General features: G+C 66.2%; 18 protein-coding genes and 2 pseudogenes. 12 read left to right on the forward strand and 8 right to left on the reverse strand.

Translation table 11 applies throughout. The annotated features are described in order from the left end of the window. Positions 1–208: 208 nt before the first annotated feature. Complete coding sequence (locus tag ACZ9QC_RS05795; RefSeq protein ID WP_472919138.1) at positions 209–931, reverse strand: IclR family transcriptional regulator domain-containing protein; 723 nt, start codon at positions 929–931, stop codon at positions 209–211. Positions 932–965: 34 nt separating this feature from the next. Here ACZ9QC_RS05795 and ACZ9QC_RS05800 point away from each other — a divergent pair, with 34 nt between their 5' ends. Beyond that, the gene (locus tag ACZ9QC_RS05800; protein ID WP_160160219.1) at positions 966–1,124 is read left to right on the forward strand and encodes a hypothetical protein; all 159 of its coding nucleotides are present in this window, start codon (positions 966–968) and stop codon (positions 1,122–1,124) included. 376 nt (positions 1,125–1,500) lie between these two features. Here the strand turns inward: ACZ9QC_RS05800 and ACZ9QC_RS05805 are convergent, their stop codons facing one another. From ACZ9QC_RS05805 to ACZ9QC_RS05815, 3 genes are all read right to left on the reverse strand, one after another. After that, positions 1,501–1,650: a transposase domain-containing protein gene (locus ACZ9QC_RS05805; RefSeq protein ID WP_472919139.1), complete on the reverse strand. Its 150-nt coding sequence runs from the start codon at positions 1,648–1,650 to the stop codon at positions 1,501–1,503. 664 nt (positions 1,651–2,314) lie between these two features. After that, entirely contained in the window at positions 2,315–3,088 is a 774-nt protein-coding gene (locus ACZ9QC_RS05810) for an SDR family oxidoreductase (RefSeq protein WP_472919140.1), read from the reverse strand. 1 nt (position 3,089) lies between these two features. Further along, entirely contained in the window at positions 3,090–4,562 is a 1,473-nt protein-coding gene (locus tag ACZ9QC_RS05815; protein ID WP_012999346.1) for a carotenoid oxygenase family protein, read from the reverse strand. A gap of 287 nt (positions 4,563–4,849) precedes the next feature. Here ACZ9QC_RS05815 and ACZ9QC_RS05820 point away from each other — a divergent pair, with 287 nt between their 5' ends. Continuing rightward, positions 4,850–5,071 (forward strand): IS3 family transposase, encoded by a 222-nt coding sequence (locus tag ACZ9QC_RS05820; protein ID WP_123994183.1) that lies wholly within the window; start codon positions 4,850–4,852, stop codon positions 5,069–5,071. Positions 5,072–5,185: 114 nt separating this feature from the next. Here ACZ9QC_RS05820 and ACZ9QC_RS05825 read toward each other — a convergent pair whose 3' ends face one another. From ACZ9QC_RS05825 to ACZ9QC_RS05835, 3 genes are all read right to left on the reverse strand, one after another. After that, on the reverse strand, positions 5,186–5,956 hold the full coding sequence (locus tag ACZ9QC_RS05825; protein WP_472919141.1) for a sugar ABC transporter substrate-binding protein: 771 nt from the start codon (positions 5,954–5,956) through the stop codon (positions 5,186–5,188). A gap of 223 nt (positions 5,957–6,179) precedes the next feature. Further along, on the reverse strand, positions 6,180–7,109 hold the full coding sequence (locus tag ACZ9QC_RS05830) for an alpha/beta hydrolase (RefSeq protein ID WP_472919142.1): 930 nt from the start codon (positions 7,107–7,109) through the stop codon (positions 6,180–6,182). A 105-nt stretch (positions 7,110–7,214) separates the two neighbouring features. Then, complete coding sequence (locus tag ACZ9QC_RS05835; RefSeq protein ID WP_472919143.1) at positions 7,215–7,712, reverse strand: flavin reductase family protein; 498 nt, start codon at positions 7,710–7,712, stop codon at positions 7,215–7,217. Positions 7,713–7,960: 248 nt separating this feature from the next. Between ACZ9QC_RS05835 and ACZ9QC_RS05840 the strand changes: the two genes are divergently transcribed. The 10 genes and pseudogenes from ACZ9QC_RS05840 to ACZ9QC_RS05885 all read left to right on the forward strand — a co-directional run. Then, the gene (locus tag ACZ9QC_RS05840; RefSeq protein WP_472919144.1) at positions 7,961–9,526 is read left to right on the forward strand and encodes an SDR family oxidoreductase; all 1,566 of its coding nucleotides are present in this window, start codon (positions 7,961–7,963) and stop codon (positions 9,524–9,526) included. 96 nt (positions 9,527–9,622) lie between these two features. Beyond that, positions 9,623–10,732 carry an LLM class flavin-dependent oxidoreductase gene (locus ACZ9QC_RS05845; protein ID WP_472919145.1) on the forward strand — a complete coding sequence of 370 codons (1,110 nt, stop codon included), beginning with the start codon at positions 9,623–9,625 and terminating at the stop codon, positions 10,730–10,732. A 349-nt stretch (positions 10,733–11,081) separates the two neighbouring features. Continuing rightward, a complete protein-coding gene (locus ACZ9QC_RS05850) occupies positions 11,082–12,326 on the forward strand; it encodes an acyl-CoA dehydrogenase family protein (RefSeq protein WP_472919146.1) in 1,245 nt (414 codons plus the stop codon). Further along, positions 12,326–13,138, forward strand: a complete 813-nt coding sequence (locus tag ACZ9QC_RS05855; protein WP_472921610.1) for a DUF8021 domain-containing protein — start codon at positions 12,326–12,328, stop codon at positions 13,136–13,138. The genes ACZ9QC_RS05850 and ACZ9QC_RS05855 overlap by 1 nt, the downstream gene beginning before the upstream one ends. A 76-nt stretch (positions 13,139–13,214) precedes the next feature. Next, positions 13,215–13,931 carry an IclR family transcriptional regulator gene (locus ACZ9QC_RS05860; protein WP_472919147.1) on the forward strand — a complete coding sequence of 239 codons (717 nt, stop codon included), beginning with the start codon at positions 13,215–13,217 and terminating at the stop codon, positions 13,929–13,931. 136 nt (positions 13,932–14,067) lie between these two features. After that, on the forward strand, positions 14,068–15,096 hold the full coding sequence (locus ACZ9QC_RS05865) for a DUF8021 domain-containing protein (RefSeq protein WP_472919148.1): 1,029 nt from the start codon (positions 14,068–14,070) through the stop codon (positions 15,094–15,096). A gap of 354 nt (positions 15,097–15,450) precedes the next feature. Then, complete coding sequence (locus ACZ9QC_RS05870) at positions 15,451–16,914, forward strand: benzaldehyde dehydrogenase (protein ID WP_472919149.1); 1,464 nt, start codon at positions 15,451–15,453, stop codon at positions 16,912–16,914. A gap of 490 nt (positions 16,915–17,404) precedes the next feature. Continuing rightward, entirely contained in the window at positions 17,405–18,340 is a 936-nt protein-coding gene (locus ACZ9QC_RS05875; protein ID WP_472919150.1) for an SDR family oxidoreductase, read from the forward strand. A gap of 659 nt (positions 18,341–18,999) precedes the next feature. Then, a pseudogene (locus ACZ9QC_RS05880) lies at positions 19,000–19,203 on the forward strand (hypothetical protein); the annotation flags it as partial. A gap of 55 nt (positions 19,204–19,258) precedes the next feature. Further along, positions 19,259–19,624 (forward strand): annotated as a pseudogene (locus ACZ9QC_RS05885) (TetR family transcriptional regulator C-terminal domain-containing protein); the annotation flags it as partial. Between the two features lie 86 nt (positions 19,625–19,710). Here the strand turns inward: ACZ9QC_RS05885 and ACZ9QC_RS05890 are convergent. Beyond that, positions 19,711–21,225 (reverse strand): carotenoid oxygenase family protein, encoded by a 1,515-nt coding sequence (locus ACZ9QC_RS05890; protein WP_472919151.1) that lies wholly within the window; start codon positions 21,223–21,225, stop codon positions 19,711–19,713. Positions 21,226–21,236: the final 11 nt, after the last annotated feature.

The following is a 21,236-nucleotide window of genomic DNA, read 5'->3' on the forward strand; positions in this document are numbered from 1 at the left end:
CGGGGTGGCCGGGAGCTTCGCCGTGGTCGACTTTCACCCATCCTGGGCCATCCTCGACCTGACGCCGGGTCGATGTACCTGCTCGGCTTGTTCAAGGTCGTCGATGGTGAGCTGCGGATCATCGATGAGATACGCGAGATGATGCCGCTGGGATCGACGTCGGGCTGGTAGCCGGCGGCCATGTGACCGGCTTTCGCGGCTCCGGCGATCAGCTCGGCACGCGCCGGGATTTGGTTCCGCCGTCCAGTCGGCGGCACGTGGACGCGGCGAGGGCGTGCTCAATCCCGAGCGCAGTGGTGATCTCCGCGGCAGCGTCGCAGACCGATTCGGCCAGCCGCGGAAGCCGCTCGTCGGCCACTCGGGCAAAGACGGCGGCGACGCTGATGGCGGCGACGACGTCAGCGGCCTTGTTGTGCAGGCGAGCAGCGACGCCGAGGACGTCGCGGTCGAGCTCGCCGCGGCTGACGGCGTATCCCCGCTCTCGGGTGTCCCTCAGCGGCCTCATGATGTCGCGCTTGGCGGCCAGGGTTCGTTCGGTGAACGGCTCGCAGCGCGCGGCGTCGAGCTTCGCGCCCACCTCGGGCTCGGACAGCCAGGCGAGCAACACGTAGGCGGAGGCACCGGCGTTGATCGGCAGGATCTTGCCCCGTGGTAGGAGATCCGGACCAGTTTGACGCCGGCATCCTCTCGCTCGAAGCAGAAGACGGCGGCGCCCGCCAGGGGGGGTGACCAGGGCGGTTTCGCCGACGTCGGCGGCGAGGCGCGCTTCATCACCGGCCGGGCAAGCTCGGACAACGCCATGGCGCGGCGGGCGAGGCGGGCCAGCCCAAGGGTCCGGCGGCCTCAGCCGGTACTCACCCGCTTCGGTCTCCTCGACCAGCTGGAACCGGGTCAGGCTCTGCAGGTACCGGTACGCGGTCGTCCGCTGCACCGTCCTGTTCTCCTCGACGGCGGTCTTCAGCTACATGATGACCACCTACATGCTGAGTTACGGGACGGCCCAGCTGCACTACGAGCTCAGCACGCGGCTGCTGTCGTTCCTGGCGATCACACCGCTGTCCCTGATGGCGCTTTGCGGGTCGGCGGCGCTGGGGGGAACCTGTGGAGCCGCCGACGCACGGTGATCGCCGCGGGGGTGCGTCGAGATCGTCGCTGCCCTGCTGTTCTTTCCGCTGTTCGGGGCGGGTTCGGTCGCGCTGGTCGTGCTGGCTCTCGCTATGGCCAGCACCGCGAACTTCGTCCAGTGCGATCCGGCCTCTACGGTCCTGGACGCGCAGTTCCCGACGGCCGTCCGGTACCCGGGCGTTGCTCTGACCTACAACCTCGCCTACGTCACCGTTGGCCTGGCCCCCACTCGCCGCCACGTCGCTGTACGCCGCGACAGGGACGACGCTGTGGACAGGGGCCGGCATGGCACTGCTCGCCGTGCTGGCTGTCACAGCCATGATCTTCACGCCACCGGAGGCGGTGCTGGACCAACGCAAGAACCGACCATCGCCATCATCGGAGCGCCCGGCGGGCTTGGGACAACCCGCCGGCCGTGGGTGTGGCGATCGGTAGGCCCTCCAGCGCGGCAGTCAGCATGCACCACGCACCGCAGTACTCGACTTCAGGAAACAGACAGGCGGCCAGCAGCAGGTAGACCTCCACAGGAGAAGGCAAAGCGCGCAGCCGGGACTGGGGGGCTTCGTCGCGGCCAGCGCCTCGTCGACCATCTCGAACGGCAGGTGCTGGGTGAACTCACTGAGGTGGCCAGGGGCATCCCGGCCCCCAGCCACGGTGCAGGTGCGGGTGATGACAGACTGGGTACCCAACGGAGTTCTTGCTCACGATTGATCTCGGTCGGCACCGTTCTAGCCGGAACTCCGTTCCCTACTTCAAGGGGTTGACCCACCGCCTCACGCCTTGACCACACGGCCTTGCCACTGGTTCCCACAGACCGAGAAGGCCCATGCGCCGCTGGGCCATAGCCGAATTGAATGCGGCGACCGCCCCGGATACCGCGTCGGCCGCGAACGGATCGCGGCCGAGCAACGGGTCACCTCCGAGCATTGACACATGCCAGCTCCTGTCCAACCAGGCTGCGACAGGAGAGTCGACTGCCGTGCTCAAGATGTAGCATCGGGCGGCTCGCCACAACGGGTGGGATGGACTCCGGTGTTCCGACTTCTGGTTCATGGCGCACCGGCCATCTATGGACGTTCCCTACGTCGGCCGACCGCCACACCGGATTTGCTGACGACTTCGCTTTCTCGGGACGATTCGGCTCTGGTCGTCGGTTCGGTCATTGCACCACGCTCCACCTAATCGTCGCCTACCCGAGGAAGGTTCCACCAGTCGCGTCGATGACTTGTCCGGTGATCCAACTGGATTCACCACTCGCGACGAAGGCCACGATGTCGGCGATCTCCTCGGGCGTGCCGATACGTCCCAGCGCGGATTGCGCTGCTGCCTGCTTCACGAAACCGGGGTCGCCCGCCGACATTCTCAGAAACTCCTCGGTGCCCGTTGGCCCGGGGGCCACCGTGTTAACGGTGATCTGGCGCTGACCGAGATGCAGCGCCAGGGTCTTACTGAAGACCTCGAGCACACCTTTCGCCATGGCGTAGGCGATCACCCCGGGATTGACGACACGCGCGGTGCCGGACGAGATGTTGATGATGCGCCCGCCGTCGCGCAACCGCGCCAGCGCAGCCTGGGTGATGAAGAATGGCGCCTTCACATCCACAGTGAAGGCATCGTCGAACTGCGCTTCGGTAATGGTTTCGATGGTTCCGATAACCATCTGCCCGGCGTTGTTGACCAAGATGTCCAGGTCCTTGCCGGACTGCCGCCCCATCAACTCACCGTCGATAGCCTCGAACATGGGAACGACGGACTGAGCCGGCTTGCCGAGATCGGCCTGTACGATGCAGCCACTCCCGCCTTCCGCTTCTATCATGGCGAGTGTTTCTCGGGCGCCTTCTTCACTTTTCCCGTAGTGGATGACGACGAAGGCGCCATCGGCGGCGAGGCGACAGGCGATGGCGCGGCCGATACCCCGGCTGGCACCGGTGACGAGCGCAACTTTTCCGGCGAGGCGCGGCATGTCAGTTCGCCCCGAGAAGATGCGTCTCGCCCATCAGTTGACGCTTCCCGTACCAAAATCCGTGGCCCGTGCTGCGCACGCGCATCGGCAGGGCGACGGTCGCGATCGGCGGGCCGTCGATATTCTGCGCGTCGAGGATCAGGAACTCGCTGCGCATTTCCTCGTGTCGTCCGACGACAACGAGGACATAGCCTTCGCCTTCGGCAGCCCCGTCGTGCGCCGGAACGAACTGGGGCTCGCTGATCGAGCAGTTGTCGCCAGCATAGCGAATCCGGGTCGGCTTCTTTCCGGTGACATCCATGGTCGCGATCCACTGCCACCCGCCGCCGACCCGATCCTGACCGGGCACATCGAGAAGGTTCAGCGCACAGAAGCTGTAGGGCTGGGTCTCGAAACGGGTATCGATGCGCGGGAGTTCGCAGGGATACTGCAGCAGCTGACGCTCCGTGAAAGTGTCGCCCTCGCTACCCATGTCGATGACCCAGCGCTTCATGTACGGTTTCGTGTCTTCCGGGTCGAACGGCGAACCGTCGGCGTTGGGGAAGAACGGGAAGAAGCTGCGGACACTCAGCGTGTTGTCGGCGTAGATGTAGCGACCGTCGTCATAGGCGCCCACGGTGTGCCCGTGACACTGGTTGGGGCCGACGAACCAGCGAATCTGATCTGCGGTGCCCTTGCGCGGCAGTACACCAAGGTGCACCTGCTCGCCGGTGTCGTACTTGAACGCCGGCTCGCGCTTCTCCAGCCATTCGTATTCGTGACGCAGCGGCGTAATAGGGAACACCACGTAGTTTTCGGTCACCATGATGTCGTGCACCATGCAGGTGTATGGTGCTTCGAACCAGGTCTCGTGGATGATCTTCCCGGTCCGGTCCGCCTCGTAGTATGCGATATCTTTCGTGGCCGGGCCTTTCGCGCAGTAGCCGTAGAACACCAGTTCGCCGGTGCGCGGGTCGATCTTCGGATGGGCGGTGAAGGCTTCGGACGTGAAGTCTCCGCCGAAGGTGTACTCCCCGATCGTCTCCAGGGTGAAGGGATCCATCTCGACCGGCGGGCTGTCCTCCTTGAGGGCGAAGAACTTGCCGGCGTGCGAGAGCATGGTCACGTTGGCTGTTCCGCGGCGGACGCCTTGCACTGACGGGTCGTCGGTGAGCGGGTTGCGGTACGCGCCGAAAAGTGCCCGGCCGGCCTGCTCCTCGGCAACGAATCGCGGAGTTTTGACATACCGTGTCCGGAAGTCCACGCGGCCGTTCGAAATGCGCAGGCATGAGGCCATGCCATCTTCGTTCAGCAAGAAGATGTCGTTTTCGATGAAGGAAGGCCACTGTCGATCGCCGAGCAGTCGGTAGAAGCCGCCGTCGAGATGCTCCGGAACCTCGCCCTGAACTACTTCCAGTCCTCGGATGTCGACCTCCGCGCGCATGGGCGCCTCGAAGCTCTGGAACTCGTTCTGCGGAAATCTGATCTGCTGCATCCTGCATTCCTTCCACTGCGTCGGGAACCCCGTCGAGGGGCGGCGAAGCAGGGCGGGCGTCCGGTCGTCCGGTCGCGGCCCGGCCCGGTCTCGTTGGATAGAGTCAAGCGGCTGGGCCCCTGCACGCACTCGGTCCCGGACGACAATGAACCGCCCGGTGTTTGTGGTGGCAACCACAACGCGAACCGCTCGAGGAGGACCGGGTGACCGCCGCCCGGGCGGTGCTCGGACCGGGCCCGGTCGGGTGGGCCGCACAGGTGGCCACGGAGGCGGAGCTGCGACTCTGAATGCTCATCAAAACTGAATGCATCCGCGGCCGCACCTTCACCGCGAGGGCCGAAGCCAACATCGCGCTCTTCGAATACACCGACGGCTTCTGTGACTCCCGCCGCATCCAGGAACGGCTCGGATTCCTCAGCCCGATCGAGTTCGAGGAGAAACACTGCGCCGAGCAGGCGACGGCCGAACCAACGAATCTGAACACCCATCAACCCCTGCTGACCAGCTGATCAGCACCTCCCGCATGGCGGGGGGGGAGCCTCACTCAAGGGTCTGTCCAGCCAGAGCGCACTCGAGGACTTCCCCTGTGCGCCCCTGCCGGAGGGCACGAAGCGGTGGGAGACTCACTGGGCTGGGCTGTCACGGGGGGCTGCCCCGGGACGAGGGAGGCGCGGCGCGGCGATCGAGATTCTGACGCAGAGCACGAACTCATCTACAGGTACGACAAGCAGTTCGGGGACTGACCGCGGTGGGCTCAGGCGCTCGTCGACACGTGCGAGGACGATTTCGCTCGCTACCGGGCCATGTTCGGGGTCAGCATCAGCCTGACCGTCCCGTCTCACCGTCATCCGGCCCGCAGGCGGCCCCCCGGGGGCTGCCGCCTGCTCCATCTCCTCCTTGCCACCCGAGCCGACCACCGGGAGGCCCCGCACCACCTCGACCTTGCCCCCGAGCCTCTCGTTGATGCACGTGCCGAGTTCTCGGCCGACAGCCTCCCCGTACGCCTTGTAGTCGATGGCGTCGAAGGTGATGCCGGGCTGGGGGCCGTCGAATCCGTAATCCGCGGGCGAAGCGGTGGTCACCACGGGGATGCCCTTGGCCTGCGCGTCGCGCACGACCTGTCTGAACGAAGACGGCGAGATCGCGATGATGAACAGTGCGCCGGCCGAGCCGGAGGAGACCACCGCGCTCAGCTGCCTTGCCTGCTCCTGAGCGTCCGCGTTCGGGTCCTGGTTCACGGCCTTCCAGCCGTCGGGACGGGCCTCCGTTTTGAGTGCGGAAGCCATCGACTTCATCTGGGCGATCGAAAGCGACGGCGGCGAGAAGACGACTGTCTTGGGCGACTCGCTGCTGGGGCCGGTCGATGAACCACAAGCAGCCAGGAGCAGTCCCATTGCGCCCACGCCTGCGACGAGGCCGACGTGTGCGCGCCGCCACCCCCACCCGTTGTCCGGAGGACTGGTCGGCCGGCAGGTCCGTCTCCCCCGCCGCTCTCGACGCATGTGCGATGCTGCGCGGCCTTGTCCTGGAACGGATCGATGCTCTTGGCGATGTCCCTGAGTCGGTGCGGAAGGTGAGAGGGCAGATGAGCAAGAAGGCGAGGCAGGATGCCGGCGGTCAGTGCGACTCGATGCACGACGTCAGGAACTGATCGATACGCGCGTTGGCCTCACTCGCCGAGGGATGCGCGGTCTCGGTGAAAGCGTGGTCCGCTCCTGGGTAGAGCGCGAGTTCGCCACGGCCGCCGGCAGCGAGCCAGCGGCAGTACATGAACATCGAATCGTCGAGCATGGCATCGAGTGTGCCCACGGTGAACAGCGCCGGCGGCATCTCGCCGAGGTCGCCGTACAGCGGTGACAGGTCCGCGTCGCGACGTCGGGAGATGTCGGGAGCATAGGCATCGACGATTCTCGCGATACTCGCGGCCTTGAGCGTTCCTGTGCGTGCGCGCGTCTGGCTCGGTGTCATCGTCGAGTCGTAGACCCCGAAACTGAGTGCTGCCCCGCGGAAACGTTCCGCCAGGCCGCGGTTGCGCAGGCGCTGAAGGGTCGCCACGGCCAGCAACGCGCCCGCGGACTCGCCTGCGATGAGGAGGGTCTCGGCTCCGAATCCCTCCCCTGCGTGCTTCAGCAGCCATTGAGCGGCTTCTTCACAGTCGTCCCATGCGGCCGGGTACGGATTCTCGGGTGCCAGCCGGTATTCGACACTTACGCATGTCGCTCCGACCGCATCCGCCATCCTCTCCAGGAGGGCATCCTGGTGCGCCGCACCGCCGAGTATGAAGCCGCCGCCGTGGATGTGCAGCAGCACGGCCCGGGGACGAGCGCTCGGGACCACGTGCAGAGACAGGCGGTCGGCGATCTGGATGTCGAACGCACGAGGTGAGACCGGTGGCAGCGGCATGAAGCCGCCGCTGCGTGCTCGGTCGATGCCGACGTCCCAGATGTCTGGAGGATCGCCGAATTGCCGCGCCATGGCCGCGTTGTGGGCGGCCACATCCTCGGGAACGGCGCCAGGGCCGAAGGCGTCTGCTCGAAACTGCGGCATGTGTCCTCTTTCCATGGTGTCTTGCTCCCGGCTTCACAGGGTCGACGCGGGCGGGCGTCGTAGCACCTCGTTGCCAGGGGATCGCCGCGCGTCGGGGAGGATGGCTCAAGCGACTTGGCGCGCGGTGGGGGCGACTTGCGCGTAGGTGCCATTGTGGAATATGAGCGGCGAAGCGGAACTGCCGACCGTCATGGCGTCCACTTCGCCGAGTACCAAGTAGTGGTCGCCGGCCTCGGCGACGCTGTGGATCGAACACTCGATGTAGGCCACCGCGCCGTCCACCAGGGGCAGGCCGTGCTCGGAGAAGCGGTGCACGACATCCGCGAACTTGTCGGGTCCTCGCCCGGCGAATGTGCGGCACACATCCTCCTGGTTGTCGGCCAGGAGGTTGACGCAGAACCGACCGGTCTGGGCGATGCGCGGCCAACTCGTGGACTTCTTGTCCGGAAAGAAGCCGACCAGCGGTGGATCCAGGGACACCGAGGTGAAGGTGCCGACGGTCATCCCGACTGCTTTGCCTTCGCTGGTAGTTGTCGTGATCACGCAGACGGCCGTCGGGTAGTGACTCATGGCGGCTCGGAAGTCTGCCGGGTTCATCGTCATCGCTTCGTCCTCTCTGTCGGAGTCGGCTTGCGCGAGCCGAAGCGCGGGCTCGTCGTTTCCCGCCGATGTTCCTTTTGGGATCGCCTGACCGTGATACACCTCACTCCGGCTTGCCAAAACATACATAGATTTTCACGATGAGGCAATGCATGTCGCTTCGTGGTAGCGTCCAAGACATGGGCGATGAGGTACGACGCGGGGTCGGCGCAGGGGAAGGCGCGAGGGACAAGCGACCGAGGAGTGCGGACATGCGCACCCACTCCGTGGTGCCGGGCAATACGGCGCTCATCACCGGAGGTGCCAGCGGCATCGGCCTCGGCATTGCCGAAGCACTCCTCGACCGGAGGATGAATGTGGTCGTGGCCGATGTGCGGGACGACCACCTCGCTCATGCCCAGGACCACCTGCGCCGCCACGGAAGCCGGCTGATGCCGCGTCAGCTGGATGTCACCGACAGGCAGGCCTGGCTCGATGCCGTCGAGGCGACTGGCGACCGTTTCGGCGCCGTCGACGTCCTCTGCCTGAACGCCGGCATCGGTGTTCTGGGGACGATCCTGCGCAGCAGGCCGGCCGACTGGGAGTGGCTGATGGGAGTCAACCTGGAAGGGGTCACCAATGGATTGGAGACCGTGCTGCCCGTCATGCGCGCACGAGGCGCGGGCGGTCATGTCGTGGCGACCTCCTCCGCCGGCGGGCTCATGGTGGCGAGCGACGGCGGTGTCTACTCCTCGGCGAAGTTCGGCGTGATCGCGGTGATGGACTGCCTGCGCACGGAGTTGTCGGCGGAGGGCATCGGGGTGACGACGCTGTGCCCGTCCGCGGTGAATACGAACATTCACGACCATGAAACGATGCGTCCCGCGGCGTATCGCGACAGCGGCCTGCGGGGCGACGACATCGAGCGCGCGAGGGTGCAGCAGGCGGCTCGCGAGCTGCTGTCGAAAGGCGCCGACCCTCGCGACGTCGGCAAGCGAGTGCTCGATGCGATCGACGAAGACGCGCCGATGGTGTTCACCGACGGCGGCATCGCACCGGTCGTCACGATGCGACGCGATGCACTCATGCGGGCCGTCCGGCTCGCCACTCCTGCACGGAAGACCAGCCGACTCGAGAGGGTCGTTCTGGCTGAACCCGTGGGGGCGACGCGTGCGGGGCGCGCTCTAACGGCTCTCGGCTGCCAGGTGGACGTGCTCGACATGAAGATGGTCGACACAGTGATGGAGGAGCCGGAGCAGCTGGGCGACCCTTCGGATGTCGCGCCGCTGGTGCTTGCCATCGCTCCACAGAGCCCCGGGGGCTCACGTTCGGTCGACTGGACGGCGCAAGTGCATCAGGCCCTGCGGCGTTGTTTCACCATCATCCGAGGGCTCGCTCCCGGTCGTGTCGCATCCTCCGGCGGGGCAGGCGTCGCGGTCATTCTGCCGACGACCGCACTTTTTGCCGACAGTGCCAGATGCGCGGACTCGGTGCTTGGCCGCAGCCTGATCGGCCTCACCGAGGGGCTCCGGGCGGAACTCCTCGCGACGGGTTTGGCCGTGACACTCGTCCTCACTCACGAGGACGAGGAAGAAGCGGTTCTTGCGAAACGAATCCATGAGGCACTGCGTGACGGGCCGCTCTACGCCCTCCCCTCGTCGGCGACCGATGAGCGCATAACGAGCGTGTTCGATCCGTGGCTGGAGGCTCTCGCCCGGACCCGGTCGGACCTCGCGCTGCCCCCGCTCGGCCCGATGGGGGAGGTCTACCGCCTGGAGGCGGAAGGCACGAAGGCGCCGGATCAGTCCTCAAGCTCGGCGCCTCAGAACACAGAGTGACAACATCTTCTATTCTCACATGGTGACAAGTTACGATCAAAATGACACGGTCGGTCTGGGAGTGTGCTCGCGCAGGCCGATCAGAAGGAGCGAAGGATGCATGTAGGTATCGCGACCGGTTTTCAGCACCAGAGCGGGAACGAGGTCGATGACAGGCAGTTCCTCAAGGAAGACCTCGACATGGCGGTCGAGGCAGAGGGCCTTGGCTTCGAGTCCATCTGGGTGACGGAGCATCACTTCTCCAACTACTCCATCTCTCCCTCACCGTTGCAGTCGCTCGCGTATCTCGCGGGCAGTACCAAGCAAGTGAAGCTCGGAACGCAGGTCGTGGTGCTGCCGTGGAACGACCCGGTGCGCGTCGCCGAGCAGGCACTGTGGCTCGACAACGTCACGGAGGGGCGGCTGTTGCTCGGCTTCGGCCGTGGTCTCGGGAAGATGGAGTGCGACGGCCTGCGGGTCGACATCAACCAGACCCGTCAACTCTATCGAGAGCACGCCGAGCTGATCATCACCGCGCTCGAAACGGGTGTCATCGAAGGCGGCGAGCGCACGAAGCAGCCTCGCCGCGAGCTGCGTCCGCGGCCGTTCAGAAGTTTCGAGGGACGCATATTCGGATCGGCCGGCTCGCCGGAATCGGTTCGGACCGTTGCCGAGCTGGGTATCGGCGTCCTGATCATCAACCCGGAGCCACGCGCCAATCTCGGCGTCGACGTCGACACCTACCACCAGGTGTGGGGGGAGACGCACGGAGCGCGACGTTCGGCCCCCGCGCCGATGCTGTCCGGCACCATCTTCGTCGACGAGAGCAGCGACCGCGCCAAGGAGATGTCCATCAAGTACCACCGGATGAACTTCCGCGCCGCAGTGAAGAACTACGGCATGGCCGAGGAGAGCTTCGGGACGACCAAGGGCAACGAGTTCTACGCGAAGATGCGGATCTCGCCCGAGAAGATCGAGGAGATGGCCGAGAACACGGCAAAGGTGATGCCGGCGGGGAACCCGACCGAGGTGATCGAAGCGCTCGAGCGGATCAATGCGGACCTGAACCTGCAGGGATTCTTCCCGCACTTCCACTTCGGCGGCATGCCGCGCGAGGAGGCCAAGCGGAACATGCGTCTGTTCGCCGACAAGTGTCTGCCGGAGGTCAAGAGCTGGCCCTGCGAGGGCACTCTCGACGGCCTGTCTCGCGAGCTTCAAACTTCCTGATCGCTCGCGTGATGGGGGGCCGCCTGGAACGCGGTCACACCGTGGCTCGTCGTGTCGCCAGGTAGCGCTCGCGACAGCCGAGCGTCGCCCCGAACAGTCGTTGCCGGGCACGGTCACCTCCGCCAGCTCGTCGCGCGCATGAAGCCCAGCAGACGACCTCGCCGACGTTGCCCTACACAGCGATCGAGTCGCATCTCCCAATTGGCGGTCGAGTCGTCGCGGGGCTTCGGGCGGCCAAGCCTCTCCAGCCATCGGACGGCGCAGCCATGACAGCCATACCCAGAGCCCCTGGGTCCCGCTGATCTTACGAAGGACCAGTTCGAACCCGATCAAGAAAGTAGGGCACATCATGACCGCTCCGATGCGCGCGCAGCAGCGCACGGCACCATTCATTTCGATCGCGCCTCCGGAGCCCGATCTGTCCCCAGGGGCACTGATCCTGCGTGCCGAGGAGATGCTCGGTCATCTTCGCGACCGCCAGGCGGAGACGGAGGCGGCGGGAAACGTCCTGGCGGAGACCAACCGGGCCATGGTGGAGGCGGGCTTCTACCGTGTGATCCAGCCGCGTCTGTTCGGTGGCTACGGCTTCGACCTGCCGACCTTCGTCCGCCTTGTCACGGCGGTGGCGCGGGGCTGTCCGGAAACCGCCTGGGTGCTCTCCATCGTGTCGGGACACGTGCACCAGCTCGCTACTTTCCCCCTCGATGCCCAGCGGGAGGCGTACGGCGCCCTCGGCGATTTCCGAGCGCCGGAGGTGGCCGCCCCGCAGGGGACCGGTGTGGCGGTGCCGGGAGGCTTTCGAGTGAGCGGTGCGTGGGACTACGCATCTGGGTGCGCTCACGCCACACACATCCTGCTGACATTCCAGGTCGACGACCCTCGGCCGGGTGACTCGCCCTTGCGGATGGGGCTGTTCGAACGCGCCGACTACGAGATCGTGCGGAACTGGGACGTGATCGGTATGCAGGGCACCGGGTCCCACCGCGTCGTGCTGAACGAGGTCTTCGTGCCGGCGCACCGGACCAAGCCGTACCCGCAGACAGCGGCGATGCCCCCTGCCGAGGCCTACCGCGACAGTTCGCTCTTCTACGGCCCCGCTCGGCCCTTCGTCATCACCGAGTCCGTCGCCGTGATCGTCGGTGCCGCAGAGGGCGCACTCGATGTCTACGAGGAGACCTTCAGGGCGCGGAAGGCGACCGGCCCGGCCGGGGCCTCGCGTGTCGATCTGGCCGAGTACCAATTCAACTTCGGACGTTGCCGCGCCCTGGTCGATACGGCGCGAGCCGCGCTTCTACAAACCGCGGCCGACTACATGGAGATCGCGGAACGAACGTTCACGACAGGCGAACCATGTTCGGAAGACGACAGCCGGCGCCTGGCGATGGTCATGCTGCAAAGCGTCCATCTCGCGCACGAGGCAGTCGACATCATGTTCCGGACAGTGGGCTCTTCGGCCGCGAGGAAGGATGCGTTGCTGGGTCGGTACTGGCGCAATGTCGGCGTGCTGCGCGGCCATCTCGCGCATCAGTCCGACAGCGCTGCGATCAACTATGGTCGCGTTCATTTCGGTCACTCCCCTGTAGGTATATCGTGATGGACTCAAGTGATCTGGCCGGCCTTCTCGCCGACTATCTGTCCGCGCTGTCCAGTGGCGCACCTGAGACGCTCGGATTCCATACTGACTTCCGCAGCACCGAGAACGGTGCACTCGTGGAGATCGGCCACGGGCTGTGGCGTCGGGCGCCGCAATTCGGAGGGATCATCAGCTTCGCCGATCCGCTCACCGGCCAGGCGGTCTGCATGGGCGTGGTCACATTCGAAGGCGGCCAGCCCCAGCCTTTCGCGCAACGTATTCAGGTGCGTGGACAGCTGATCCTCGAAGCCGAAGCGATCGTCAGTTCCGATTCCCAAGGGCATTTCGCCGACGCTGCCCGCCTTCTGAAGCCCGACATCATTTATTCAGCAGTAGTTCCGGCCGACCGCCGCGTCGATCGAGAGGGACTGCGCGCAGCGGCCAATTCATACTGGGAGGGATTGGAGCAGAGCGACGGGACGATTCCGCGCTTCAACTACCGGTGCGACAAGTTCGACAACGGCGCCAAGACGACGAATACATTGCGTACGCTTCTGTCGCCCGACGCCAAGGTTCACACTTGTGCGTCCGCGCTCAACGACACCCGTGCGGCGCGCCCGCACGCACGTGAGCGCCGATTTCCGGTGCTCGACACAGAGTTGGGCGTGGCGGCGAGCTTTGTGGTGGTCGACTTTCACCCCATCCCGGACCACCCGCGGCCTGACGCTGGAGCCATGTACATGCTGGGAGTCTTCAAGGTGGTGGATGGTGAGATTCGGATCATCGACGAGATCCGGGAGATCCTTCCGTTGAAGGCCTCCTCGGGTTGGTAGCGGCAGGATGGAGAGAGTGGCAGTGGCTGACGAAACGCATCGAAGCGGGACAAGCTCGGACCGGATGCTGTCAGTGATGGACTTGTTCACCCCTGAGCGGCCGGAGTGGACGGTAGAGCAAGCGTGCGTCGCGATGGGCCAGTCCGAGAGCACCGTCTACAGGTATTTTCGGAGCCTGGTGGCGGTTGGACTGATCTTCAGCATCAGGCCGGGTCGCTACCTGCTCGGGCCGGGCATCATCCACTACGAACGGCAACTGCGCCTCTCCGACCCACTGATCCGCGCCGCGGAGCCTGCCGTTGTGAGTATGGCAGCCGAGTACGCTGAACCGGGCCTGATCTTTTTGAGTCGCATCTATCGCGATTCCGTCATGACGACGCACGAGCACAGGATCGGCGCCGAGCCGTTCCCGGAAGGCGCGTTCGCCAGGGGGCGTCTGGCCCCGCTGTTCCGGGGAGCTCCCGGGCTGGCCCTCCTCTCCTTCCTTGAGGTGCGGACCGTTCGGTCGATCTACCAGCGGGTCGACTCAGGTGATGCCGACTGGCTTGTCTTCAAGCGGCGCATGCGGGCGGTTCGCGGGCTCGGCTACGCCGTCGGTGTGGATGATCCCGACCCGGGCGTCCTCCACGTTTCGATTCCGCTGAAGCAGGACGGGCACGGCATCGCCGGCAGCCTGACTGTTGCCCTCGCCAGCGGACCCGATAACGCGGCAGCCATCGAGAAGTCGGCTGCGCTGCTCGTGGTCGCAGCAGAAGAGATCGCGTTGCAGGCGCGCATGGCGGCACCGGAATGATCCGGCTCCGGCCAGGCAGCCGCCGTTCATGCAGAGCGGCGAGGGGCCGCGCGATCTGTGGCAACTGGCGTACGCCTGTTTGTGAGCTGCTCCCTTCGACGGCCTTTGCTGCGTAGGCGAGTTGAGAGGACAAGTCATGAAAAACGTCTACACGATCGACTCGGAGGCAGTACCCCGCTTCGTCGACGACAGCGGGACCGAAGTGGCGTGTGCGCGGACGCCGGGCCACGAGAGCGATGAAGCGCGGAGCCGGTTGAAGTCGCTCGCCGACCGATACTTTGACGCCCTGCTCCGTCACTCGCCCGCAGAACTGCCCCTCGATCCGCAGGTGCGCATGACCGAGAACACCATCGCCATTCCGATGGGTGAAGGGGTCTTGTGGCGGGCGCTGACCAAAGCGCCGGAAGGCTTCCGCGTCGACGTCGTTGACGCGGTCTCCGAGCAGATCGTCGTCGGCGGGTTGCTGGAGGTTCGCGGACGCCCGTATCTCGCCGGCATACGCCTCAGGGTGCTGAAGGGACGGATCATCGAAGTTGAGCATCTCCTCACCGACATGATCCAGCCGGCGGCGTGGGCGAATCTTGAACGACCCCGTGATGCGCTTGTGCAGGATGTGCCGCTCGAGCAGCGCAATGATCGCGTCGAATTGCAGTTGATCGCCGACTCCTATTTCGACGCACTGACGAGCGAGGACAGCCGCCGCGCGCCCTTCACGGCCGACTGTGTGCGACATGAGACGGGTCTGCGGACCACCGGCAACTCGACGCCGCCTCAACTGCTGCTTCCGCAGAACACGCCCGAAGACGAGCGGGAGCGGATGCAGATCCTCATGGACGGCATGAGCGTGCGCAGTGCTGCCGAACAGATCGATTCGGGCCTATTCGCCGATCTGTGGAAGGTGTGGCCGCGGCGGCCGATCGTGATCGACGAGGTCAAGGGACTCGTAGCGGCGTTTCCGCTGTTCATACAGAACGGCGACGTCCGGTCCGCCCCGCTCACGGGTTATCCGGGCGTTGACCGGCTGACGAACCCGTTGCCGTTCAGCACGCAGTGGCTGGAGATATTCAAGATCCACTCGGGTCGGATTCACGAGATCGAAGCGCCGGTGTTCATCCCGCTCAACTTCGGCGCCGGTAACGGCTGGGACTCAGGCTCCGGTCTATGAACCGTCGCCGACGGCACGAGGTGGTGTGGATGTCCCACCGCTTCTGACGGGCGCATCAACTGGCCGGCGCCTTCGCTGGCGGCAGTGGCTGAATCGACCATGACACATCCAGGCATGCATGGCCGACTGGATCCTCAGGATCGCTCCCGAGACGGAAGCGCTCCGCCGTTCGGCGTCGCCGCGGGGGCGACCGGCCGAGCCGGGTGCGACGGCTACCGAGTGAGGGATCGGCGCGGCTGAAGCCGTCCATGGCCAGCTCCCCGAAGCCTATGAGGAACGCGCCCCCTGCATAGGAGTACCTGCGGGCGTGGCACCAGATGCGATCAATCGAACAAGGGAAGTGAGGAAGACATCATGGCACTGCTCGACACCACGGAATGGACCGAGAGGATCTTCTCCGGAGGCTGGATCAAGGGTTCGGGTGATTCGTACGACTCCTGTGAGCCCGCCACGGGGGATACGTTGGGCCGGGTGGGCGCGGCGACGCCGGACGACCTCGCGCGAGCAGTGGAGCGGGCGACGCAGGCTCAGCGGAGTTGGGCGGCGCTGCCGTACATCGAGAGGGCGCAGGTGCTGCGGCGCGCGGCCCGAGCCTTCGAGGAGAACCAGGCGGAGATCGCGGACTGGATTGTGCGGGAGTCGGGAGCACTGCGGCCCTTCGCGGAGTTCCAGGCTTCGAACGGTGGAGCCGAGGAGTGCTACGAGGCAGCCGCCCTGGCTGCGGCGCCGTACGGCGAAGTCCTCCGTTCCATCGACGAGCGATTGTCCTTCTCGCGCCGCTTCCCGGTCGGCGTTGTCGGCGTCATCGCCCCGTTCAACGCTCCCATGGTGCTCGCCATGCGTGCCGTGGCGCCGGCGTTGACCCTGGGAAACGCGGTTGTGCTGAAGCCGGACCCGCGCACGGCGATCTGTGGTGGCGTGGCGATCGCTCGTGTCTTCGAGGAAGCGGGCCTGCCTGACGGACTCCTGCATGTGCTGCCCGGTGGCGCCGATGTGGGCGCAGCGCTGGTGGATCACCCGCAGGTACCGGTCATCGCTTTCACGGGGTCCACCCGCGCCGGCAAGGCCATCGCCACTGCGGCGGCGAAGCGGCTCAAGCGGACGCACCTGGAGCTCGGAGGCAACTCTGCGTTGATCGTTCTCGACGACGTCGACCTGGAAAGGGCCGCGTCCGCCGGCGCGTTCGGCTCCTTCCACCACGCCGGCCAGATCTGTATGGCCTCCAGCCGACACCTGGTTCACGCCGGGGTCGCCGACGAGTACGTCGAGCTCCTTGCACAGCGTGCGCAGGCCGCGATTGTGGGCGACCCGGCCGGCGGCGACGTCGCTGTGGGACCGATGATCGACCAGCGACAGCTTGAGGCGGCGCATGCCGTCGTCACGGACTCTGTCGCGGTGGGCGCGCGGCTCGTGACCGGAGGGACCTACGAGGGGCTGATGTACCGGCCCACCGTCCTGGCAGACGTGCCGCTCACGGCCCGCGCCTACGCGGAGGAGATATTCGGCCCGGTCGCTCCCGTGGTGCGGTTCCACAACTTGGACGAGGCTGCCAAGCTCGCCACCGATACGGAGTACGGGCTGTCCTTGGGCATCCTCACTCGGGACGTCGCCAAGGGCCTGGCGCTCGCGGAGCGCATCCCCACGGGGCTCGTGCACATCAACGACCAGACCGTCAACGACGAGGCGACGGTTCCGTTCGGCGGCCGTGGCGACTCCGGCAACGGATCCCGGCACGGTGGCGCCGCCGCGAACTTGGAGGCGTTCACGGAACAGCAGTGGGTCACGGTCCGCGGTGACATCCCCAGCTATCCGTTCTGACGCAGCCGCCACTGAGTCGGCGCGCCGGCTCGATGAGGTGCAAGGGACATCCTGCGCTCGCGGTGTCCGTCCAGTAGGGACTGCCGCGGGCTCGGCCGGAAGGCCGCTGCTTCCTACTCGTGCGGCCATGGTCTTGTGCCTTGATAGAAAGTGTGTGCCGCGTAGGGGCCCCATACGTGATGTCCCGGCCAGTTGATTTCAACAGGTCGCTGACCTGCGAGATCCCGCCGCGGTGGCTGACTGCGGCGGCTGGTTCCCTGCGCGCAGAGGTAAGGGTTCCGAAACCATGCCACCGTACGTTGACCCCTGAGCCCGACCCGCGTGCTGTGATGCCCCGGCCAGTTGTGCGATCGTGCGCGGGTCCGCAGATGGGTGCAGACCACTGGGGTGGAGCCCGGCGGGAGCACGCCGAGCAGCCCGTCCCCCATCCGGTGTCAATGAGATCAAGAGTTGGCGCTGCGTCCAACGCCATGGCGACAAGAAGGACGACATGAGAAATCTGACGAACAAAGTGGCGTTTGTGACCGGTGGTGCGAGCGGGATTGGTTTGGGGATCGTTCAGGCCCTCCTCGCTCATGGCGTCCGCGTCGCCGTAGCGGATTTGCGCCCCGATCACCTCGATGAGGCTCGCTCTGTCCTCGGCGACGGACCGTCCACCGAATTCTTGGAGGTTGACGTCATCGATCGCACGGCGATGGCCGACGCCGCGGATCGGGTCGTCCAGCGCTTCGGCGCCGTACACATCCTCGTCAACAATGCCGGCGTCGGCACCGCACCCACCGTTGAGGCGATGCGCTACGAGGACTGGGACTGGGTGCTCGGGGTGAACCTGGGCGGTGTGGTCAACGGCATCATGAGCTTTCTGCCGCACATGCTGCGCCAGAAGGAGGGCGGGCATATCGTTTCGACATCCTCGATGGCGGGCCTGCTTCCCTCGGTGGACAATTTTATCTACGCCGCGTCCAAATACGCGGTCCGCGGGTTGGGGGACTCGTTGCGCCTCTCGCTCGCGCCCCACGGCATCGGGGTGTCGACGCTCTATCCGGGGCTGACCCGCTCCCGCATGCTGCTGGCCGAGCAGAACCGCCAGGCGCGGTTCCGCACCAGAAAGACGGAGAACCAGCCCGTCGACGCCGGGGATGCCGGGATGGACCCGCGGGAGATGGGCGAGATGGTCGTAGACGCCATCCTCAGGAACAAGGGCCATATTTTGAGCCACAGCGAGTTTCGCGAAGAGGTGGCTGATAATTGCGAAGAACTGCTGGCCGCCTTTCCTGTCGGGCAGGAGATCGGCAGCGATCGCCTCGAATTCCAGGCCATGATGCGCGAACGCACGAATTCCGCCAGAGCCGCGATCGACCGGATGAACGGCCCCGACAGCTCGGACATGGCGGAACGAGGCGCCTCCGCTGACGCGGTCGACTGACCTCCCAGCCACGCGACAACCCGATCTCCCGCATCGCGTAACGGCCCTGATAGCCACTGGCCGAGGGGTGCGCGGCCCTTCCACGCGACTATCACAGGCTCCACCAGAGCCTACTGCTCGTCGCTCACGTCGGTCTTGTAGGGCTTGCGCTCGCTCACAGGAACCAGCCCAACATGCCCATCGCCGCCGACCCGCCGGGATGCCGCACCACACGCGGCGCACAGCAAACGTCGACCAGCCGCTGACGCTCACCGGTGTCAGCACCGGACCGCTCCCGCCAGTCGTCGCCGGACGCTATCAGCGCCCGACGTCCGGGGAGGGCAGCAGTACGCAGTGCGTCTTCTGAAGGCGCGCGGCGGCCGTGGTATTTCGTCCAGTCGTTCGGTGCTGAGCTTCACCGGTGGAACTGCTTCGGTCTCGACAGGTGCTCGCCCCCATGAGTACGGCAACGAACCCTTTCGGCGGCAGCAGACGAACGGTGCAGCCCCGGCCGGGCCGGGTGTCGAGCTCCAGCCGACCGCCGTTGGCCTCCGCGGCGCCAGCGGCGATCGCCAATCCCAAGCCGGAACTTCCACTGGCTTGTCCGCGGACGCGACGCGGTAGAAGCGCTCGAACACCCGACGCGCGCGTCCGACTCCGGGAGTCCAGCGCCGCCATCGACCACTTCCACCGCGCTGACACAAGTGCCGCGCGCCAGCGAAGGGCCTGAGATGACCGAAATCGCCCGCCTCACCGGCGAGTTCGGTCATCGGCTGACCACAGCGGTAGGCAACGACTCCAAGCTCACCGCCGCCGTCAACGCCGCACTCGCTCTTCCCCACCACAACGGCCGCACCGAAGGTGTCAACACGCGAACCAAACGGCCGTCGCCGTCGCCCTGCTGGCCCGCAAGCTGCACCGCCCGCTGCGCTGGACCGTGCGCCCACGGACGCGAGCTTCGAGGAAACCGTCGTCACGCTCGCCGAAGCACTCTGGCGTACCGTGCTCGAACAGCCGGCCTCGCACCAGCTACTCACCGAGCTGAGCATGTTCGCCCTGCGTACGCCACACCTGAAGGAAGCTCTTCAGAACCACTACGGCGAGGTCCTCGCGGTGACGACGAAGCTGGTCGAGCAGGCCGCCGAACGCACCGGTCACCGGCTCGGCCAGCCCGCCGAGACGATCGCGAGGTTCTTCCTGGCCGGCTTCGACGGACTGACGATGCAGCACCTCTCCCTGCCGGACGAAGAAGCCGAGAGCGCCTGCCTGCGGTCCTTGGTCGCGGCCGTACTGGCCATGGCCTGAGGTCACCCGGCCTTCCGGACGAGGACACCCACGCCATCGCAGTCCGTTGACGCCCGGAACCGAGGACCGGATCCGAAGCGACGCCGCTACCTGTCGTCGCCTTGAGCTGCGATGGCACGGTCCAGAACGTCGTGTTCGGCCCAGCTTCCGTGGAAGCCGAACGGCACCCGGCTGGGAAGCTTGACCCGGGCCAGCGGGGTGCGGCGCAGGTCGGCCGCGTCATGGACGAGAAGTTCGCTCAGGTCGGTGGAGCGATTCCACCACAGCGAGAGCAGGTAGCCGTCGTCCTCGCCACGGGCGTTCTCGCGGGCCACGAAGACCGGTTCGCTCGGGCTGGTCAGGCCGTCGGGTCCGTCAACGACGGTGGTGCGGTCGAGAAGGTAGTCGTGACGGGCGAGGCCGTCGGACATGGTGTCGTCGGCCAGGCTGCGCGTGGTGACGAAGTAGCCGTAGCGGTGCGGCCGACCCGTGTAGGCGTCGTTGATCTTGGGGAACTCGCCGAAGACGCCGCTGATCATCTCCTCCGTGGCCCGTCCGGTCGCCAGGTCGACGCGCCAGCGGTAGGGCAGGGCCGGCGGGAACCACTCGTGGGAGCCCAGGGGCGTGGAGAGACGGTCGACCGGGCTGCCGAGGCGGCTGATCCGGTGCCCGTCGACGATCAGCTCACCGTCCTGCTCGTAGGCATTGTAGAAGTGGGTGTTGGCCCAGTGGCCGCCGAGCTCGTGCCAGGTGATCTCATGGGTGTGGCGGTTCATCAGGACGATCTGGACGCCGTGATCAAGGGAGTTCTCGTCCCAGACGACGCCGGGCCTGCTCTGGGCCACCAGGTCGAGGCGGAACTGGGCGGGCGTGACAAAGAAGATCGCGTACGTGTCGCTCACCGCGAAGTCGTGCATGAGGACCGGCACGCCGATGTCGAAGGAATGCGAGTCCTTGATCTCGGCCGTCTTCACGTCGGCGCGGTACCAGGTGATGGTGGGTCCGACCGCGGCGAAGAACAGCATGTCGCCGGTGTCCGGGTCGGTCTTGTAGTGGCCGGTGCACAGGACGTCGACGCCGCCGTGGAAGTCGTACGTGCCGAGGGTGCGCAGCGTCTCGGGGTCCAGCGCGTGCGGCAGTCCGCCGTCGAAGTAGACAAGCAGGTGGTCGTCGAAGAGGCCGGCGTTGATGTTGGCGACGTTCTTGGCGCGCGGGGCGCCCTTGGGCAGTCGGCCCTGGGTGCCGCCGTTGACGAAGCCGCTGTAGATCGCCTCGCCGGCCTCCACCTCGACCTTCATCGAGTCGGTCTGGACCCAGCGGGTGCGGTAGGCGGCCTTGCCTTCGCGGAGATAGACACCGCATACCATGCCGTCGCCCTCCCACCAGTGGTAGCGGTCGGTGTTGCGGGGCTGGAAGCGGGGATTGGAGGAGACGCGGAACAGCGCGCCCGCGAGGTCGGACGGTATCTCGCCGTCCACCTCCAGGTCGTACGCCTCGTTCTCCTCCGTCCAGGGCGCGAAGGGGCCGTTGAGGAACCTGTTGCCGGTGTGCCAGTCGGCTCCGGCGCCGACGGGGCTCTCTCCGGTACCGCGGGGAACGACGGTCATGGGGTTCGCGGGCATGGGGCTCTCCG

The organism is Streptomyces sp. HUAS MS02, from assembly GCF_055702265.1.